A 6,008-nucleotide genomic window follows, 5' to 3' on the forward strand; every position below is an offset into this window, starting at 1 on the left:
TTAATTGTTAAAGAACTTATTCTGTACTTCCATCTTGCCGCATGGTACGAAGCGTTGTGTTCGTTGCAGCAGAGAGGTGAGATTATGCAGCGTTTCGCGTTTCTCGTCAACCTCTTTTTGTTACTTCGCTTCTTTCAAAACGCCCCTGATCTGTCCTGCAACTACTTGATTTCGCTACTGAATCAGCGGGGAGGCGAACTATAGCAAAGCCTCCCTGCGGTGGCAAGGCCTATTCTGATAATGTCGTCACGGAGTAACGTGAATCGGCCCGCATGCTGCCTGCCGTGAATGGCAGCAAGGGCCAGGTTTTCTGCGAATACAAGGGTAACTGGTCGGCATGGTAGGGCGACGCCGGATCGACAGACTGCCCATACAGAAGCATCGCATGCGCGACCGGCCCGGCCTCATCGAACGTCACCGTCTGCACGTAGCTGGTACCCCATGCAACCTGGTGATAGCCGTCCGCCTGCAGCGGCGTCTCCATATGGATGGAATTGTAGGAGCCATCGATATCGCCGATCGCCCCGTGCAGTGGTACGCGTATGCCCTTGCGCGTATCACTCTGGTAGTCACCCAGCCGTCCGTCCAGCGGAACGCCCAAGGCCTGCATCTGCTGCGCCGCTTCTTTCAAGGCGACCAGCATGGCAGGCCCCGCAGCAGGAGCGAGCCCACGCGGGGTATTCACCGGATCGGCCGGGTCCAGCGGGACAGCCCATTTGTCAGCAACGAGCGACGCCCGGTTCCAGAACTCGCGAAACAGGACCGCGCCCCGGCTATCGAGATTGGCATGCCTGTCCCAGGCGCGCAATACACGACAGGCTTGCGCCACGATGGCATCGATGGAAGCACCGCACAGCGGCAGAAATTCCGGGAGCATCAATTCCGCCGCATACACGCGATTGGCAAACGCCAGCTCCTGCACGTCGCTCATCCGCAGCCGCCGGTTATCTGCCAGGGCATCTTCAAGCTGCCTGAATCCGATACGCGTGCGCAGCATCTGCGCCACGCCGGTCGGCCCGTACAGCGGCGAGTAGCCGAACGGCGCCGGCCCGGTCAGCAAAGCGCGCGGCGTCGAGAGCCAGTAACTGTCATTGGAATTGCCGACATAATCGGTGCGCGTCATCCATGGCGCCTGGACCGGCGAGAAAACGCCCGCAGGCGCCCGCGCATCGTCGCCCCACCCACAGGCCCGGCGCGAGCCGTCGAACATCAATAGCTGCGGCAGCACAAAACAATCGGACGCGAACATCTCCGCCCCAACCCTGGGCACGACACTCGCATCCGCATACAGGACATTGCCATCGCGGTCGGCCGCCATCGTATTCACCCACGGCAGGCCGACAATCGTGTCGAGCGACGCCTTCATCTCTCCGACATTTTTGGCGCTCCCTACGCCGATCCATTGTTCGATCAGGCGCGTATTGTGGCGATTCGCATCGCCCAGCACGTGCACCGCATTGGGCGACCAGGTAATGCCCGCATCCGGTTTCACCAGCACCGCGCCCTGCTTCGTAAAATAGAAGGTCTTGCTGCGCCGGCCCATGCTGCCATCTGGCCGCAGGCTGTCCACGCTCACCGTTTTGGCGCTCATTTTGGTGGGAGCGCCATCGTACAGATATGTCGTGCCGCCCGGATCGCGCGTATCGAGCGCCAGTTTGAAGGTCGTGAAATGGACCGCGCGCGTAACAGTGTGCGTCCACGCCACGTCCTTGTTAAAGCCGATGACGATAATGGGAATGCCGCCCAGGATCGCCCCCATGGCATCGTAACGCCCTGGAATCGTCAGGTGCGCCTGATAAAAGCGGTCGGTGCTGGCCCAGGGATAATGCGGATTGCCGAGCAGGATGCCGCGCCCGCTCACCGTGACATCCTTGCCGAGTGCCAATCCATTGCTCCCCAATTGCTCCCTGCTCAGGCGCGCAAGCCTGCGCTCGAGGAAGCCGATATCGCTGACCGCCGCGACTTGGGACTTGTCCGCCGGCGAAGCGCCGCTATCGCGCGCGGCATCGACGATCTCCCGCGCGAATACCTGGCCGGACGCGTGCAGCGCTTTCTCGGCGAGCACCAGCATCATGTCGCCATACGCAATCGGCCTGACCCACGGCGCCTTGTTGCAGGCGGCGGGATAGCGGCCGGCATACTCCTTGAGATAACGGTTATAGCCGGCCGCGTAACCGGCCAGCAAATCGCGCGCTTCCTGGCTGCCGGCGGCATATCCCGCCTTTAACTGCTCCGCATCGAGATAGCCTTTGAAGAAAAAGTCGCTGTCCTCGTTGTTGAGCTTCATGAAGTCGCTGCTGGCGCCATATTCGCCGCCGCGCGCCGGCGTTGCCGCTTGATCGGCGCCGAAAAATTGCGAGCGCTCGCCGCGTACCGTGAGGATGGTATCGGCGAACATGCAGACATTATCCTGGGCATAGGCATAGGCCAGCCCGTAGCCGATGCCGCGAAAATCACTTGCGCGTACATGGGCGATGCCGTGCGACGTGCGCGCCAGTTCAGCGCGGAACTGGGGACCGGCCGCCGTCCCCAGTCCAGCTGGCTCGTCGCTGCGCCCGCAGCCCCCCATCGCGAGCCCGGCCAGGCCTGCCGCCAGGGCAGTCGACACCTTACGATGTTGGTGAACTAAATCCGAAAATACACGTCTCATGATGACTCCCTTTGACTGTCGCCGGCCGGGATGACCGACAGGCAATCGTACGAACGCCGGCTTGAAGCGTATTGAGTGGAGTCAACAAAGGAAAGCTGTGCCACAGGCGGCGGCATCGGTCGCGCTTGAATGCGATGACGTCCCCGTCCTGCCGCAGCCAGCGCTGCGCCGCAAGCCCGCAGCGGCTCAGTACGGACTGGCGGTCGGACGCACGATGATTTCGCTCACGTCCACGTCAGCAGGCTGGTCGATGGCAAAGCGGATGGCACTGGCGATGGCCGCTGGTGCGATCGCGATGCGCCGGAAGTCGCGCATGGCTTCGCGCGCCAGCGGATCGGAAATCGTTTCCGCCAGCTCCGACTCGGTCACGCCCGGCGAGATGACGGTCACGCGAATGTCGCCGCCCACTTCCTGGCGCAAGCCTTCCGACAGGGCGCCCACCGCGAACTTGGTCGCGCAGTACACAGCGGCCGTGGGACTGACTGCATGGCCGCCAATCGACGAGATGTTAATGAACTGGCCCGAGCGCTGTTGCTGCATCAGCGGCAGGGCGGCCGCGATGCCGTGCAGGACGCCGCGGATATTCACGTCGATCATGTGATTCCATTCGTCGACCTTGAGTGCATCGAGCCTGGACAAGGGCATCACTCCGGCATTGTTGACGAGCACGTCAACGCGCTTGTACACGTCCAGCGCGAAGGCCACGAAGCCTTGCACATCTTCCAGGCTGCGCACATCCATCGCGAAACTTTCGGCTGCGCCGCCTTCGTTGCGGATCTCGGCGACCAGGGCGGTGAGGCGGTCGGCGCGGCGCGCACCGAGCACCAGGCGGTAACCGTAGCGTCCAAGCAAGCGCGCGGTGGCGGCGCCGATGCCGCTGCTGGCGCCGGTAATGAGTACAACTTTCTGGTGCGGATGGTGGTGGCTGGACATGGGGTCTCCTTGAATGTCGGACAGGTGACGCATCTTACAAACCACTGGCATGCACGGAAATACACAGGACTATCGGCTGATTGCCTATTTCTACAAGGCGTACATGCCACGGCGCCAGGTATGCGACGCGGCTGGGAACATGCCGGTCCCACTTTCATCCGCAGGCCTTTAATTGATGAGAAAAAGAAATATTTCATGCTTTCGTTAGGTGTAATATTCGTCGAGCTGCATGTCGCTGCGGACCTCCGGCGATGGCGTGCGCGCAGGCCGGTGCTCACCGCATCGGGAGAATTTATAATAAGAAAAACCGGCAGCATTGCCGGTAGATTGTCTGGGGACGGGGAATGGGTTTGACGGCGAAGACCAAGATCGACTGGCGCGAGGAATGCGCGCAGGCGCGATCTTCCGTTAACCCACCATATGCCGATGCGAGGATGCTCTGAGTCAAGCCTCCGTCAAGACCTATCTGCCCTGGGTCGTCGCCGCTGCGCTGTTCATGGAACAGCTCGATGCAACCATCGTCAACACGGCGGTACCGAGCATCGCGGCGAGCCTGGGCGTCAGTCCACTCAGCCTGAAATCCATCGTGTCCAGTTACATCCTCAGCCTGGCCGTGGGCATTCCGGTCAGCGGGTGGATGGCGGACCGTTTCGGCACGCGGCGCGTGTTCGCGGTAGCCATTGTGGTTTTCACGATCGCATCGGTGCTGTGCGGCATGGCGGTCACCGCGCCGATGATGGTCGCCGCCCGCTTGCTGCAAGGCCTCGGCGGCGCCATGATGATGCCGGTCGGGCGCCTCGCCATCATCCGTACCTTTCCCAAGTCCGAGCTGCTGGGCGCGATGAATTTCGTGATCATTCCGGCGCTGATCGGCCCGCTCCTGGGACCGACGATCGGCGGGTTGGTCGTGCACTGGGTGTCGTGGCGCTACATTTTCTTTATCAACGTGCCGGTCGGCCTGGTCGCGCTATTCCTGGTGTTCCGCTACATGCCCGACTACCGCGCGGCACAGCGGCGGCCGCTCGACGTGGTCGGCCTGATCCTGTTCAGTTCGGGAACCGCGATGCTGTCCTGGTTTCTGGAAATCTTCGGCGAACATACGCTGGCGCCCGTGACCGCCGCAGCCATGCTGGGGTCCTCGCTCGGCTTGCTGGGCGCGTACGCCTTGTATGCACGAGGCAGGAAATTCCCGCTGCTGCGCTTGTCGCTGTTTCACATCCGCACTTTTCGCATTGCCGTCGTCGGCGGTTTCCTGACGCGGCTGGGACTGGGCGGCATGCCCTTCCTGCTGCCGCTGCTGTACCAGGTGGGCTTAGGTTTTCCGGCATGGAAATCCGGCTTGCTGATGATGCCGGCCGCCATCGCGGCGATGGCGATGAAACTGGTGTCGCAACGTTTGTTGCAGCGCTTCGGCTATCGCCAGATCCTGGTGGTCAATACGGTGTGCATCGGCTTGACGATCGGCCTGTTTTCCTTCATCGGCGCCGGCACGCCGCTGGTGTTGATCGTGATGCTCGGGCTGACCCAGGGATTCTTTAATTCGCTGCAGTTCTCGTGCATGAATTCACTCGCGTATGCCGACATCGACGATCAGGATTCGAGCATGGCCAGCACGATGTCGAGTTCATTCCAGCAGCTGTCGATGAGTTTCGGGCTGGCCGCCGGATCGCTGGTTACCGCCTGGTTCCTGGGCGATGTGCCGCAGACCGACCGCACGATGGTCATCAGCGCGTTGCATCATGGTTTTGCGACGCTGTCGATCATTACCGTGATCTCGTCGCTGACCTTCTGGCGCTTGCACCAGAACGATGGCGAGAGCATCAGCCGCGGTACGGCGCTCCAGCTTCAGCGCTAAGCGCGGCGGTCCGGCGGCGTTTTTTCCTGAGCGCCCGGCTCAGGCGCCGGGCGCGGGAGGCATCATTGCGCCATCGCGCACGACATACGACGACTCGATCGTTTCCTCATCTAAAGCGAGATTATAGAACTCGAGTGCGGTGACCAATTCATCGATTTGTTCCGTGCCTGGGTGCGAAGAAAAACGCCGATAGCCCGGGTCGAGGGGGATGAGGCGATCCCCGCACTCGATCTCCGGCAGGCTCCAGGCATCGCGGCGGCCAACTTTGTAGATGGGAGCCAGCATCCGGCCGGGAATTGCGTCACTGGTATAAGAAACCAGTGCCAGGCAGGACCAGGAATTTCGCGGACTTGATTTCGGTCGCCGCCACTGAGCGTGGAGGTAGGCGATCACTTCCACTTTCAAGACGATCAGGCCGGGCAGATCGGCAAGCCAGTTGGCGCGAAAGACGCTCTCTAGCGGAATATCATCGAAATTCATCAGAATTCCATGAAGGGATTTGGATGGGCGAAAAAAAACCCCACCTGCACAAAACGCGATTGAGCGCGCTTGGCTGGTGGGGCTTTCTCA

5 protein-coding genes are annotated in these 6,008 nt (G+C 61.4%); 2 read left to right on the forward strand and 3 right to left on the reverse strand.

Going from position 1 to position 6,008, the window contains the following annotated elements; translation table 11 throughout:
• On the forward strand, positions 1-204 hold a 204-nt coding region (locus PO883_RS33460; RefSeq protein WP_289313636.1), incomplete at its 5' end, for a hypothetical protein.
• A gap of 25 nt (positions 205-229) precedes the next feature.
• On the opposite strand, the gene PO883_RS33465 is transcribed toward PO883_RS33460, so the two are convergent.
• Both PO883_RS33465 and PO883_RS33470 read right to left on the reverse strand, forming a co-directional pair.
• Positions 230-2,650 carry a penicillin acylase family protein gene (locus PO883_RS33465; protein WP_289313637.1) on the reverse strand — a complete coding sequence of 807 codons (2,421 nt, stop codon included), beginning with the start codon at positions 2,648-2,650 and terminating at the stop codon, positions 230-232.
• Positions 2,651-2,836: 186 nt separating this feature from the next.
• Positions 2,837-3,583: an SDR family oxidoreductase gene (locus tag PO883_RS33470; RefSeq protein ID WP_289313638.1), complete on the reverse strand. Its 747-nt coding sequence runs from the start codon at positions 3,581-3,583 to the stop codon at positions 2,837-2,839.
• Positions 3,584-4,022: 439 nt separating this feature from the next.
• On the opposite strand from PO883_RS33470, the gene PO883_RS33475 reads away from it, so the two are divergent.
• Positions 4,023-5,438, forward strand: a complete 1,416-nt coding sequence (locus PO883_RS33475) for a DHA2 family efflux MFS transporter permease subunit (RefSeq protein ID WP_289313640.1) — start codon at positions 4,023-4,025, stop codon at positions 5,436-5,438.
• 39 nt (positions 5,439-5,477) lie between these two features.
• Here PO883_RS33475 and PO883_RS33480 read toward each other — a convergent pair whose 3' ends face one another.
• Positions 5,478-5,918 (reverse strand): hypothetical protein, encoded by a 441-nt coding sequence (locus PO883_RS33480; RefSeq protein WP_289313639.1) that lies wholly within the window; start codon positions 5,916-5,918, stop codon positions 5,478-5,480.
• Positions 5,919-6,008 lie beyond the last annotated feature (90 nt).

Source organism: Massilia sp. DJPM01 (assembly GCF_030348125.1).
GTDB lineage: Bacteria > Pseudomonadota > Gammaproteobacteria > Burkholderiales > Burkholderiaceae_D > Telluria_A > Telluria_A frigida.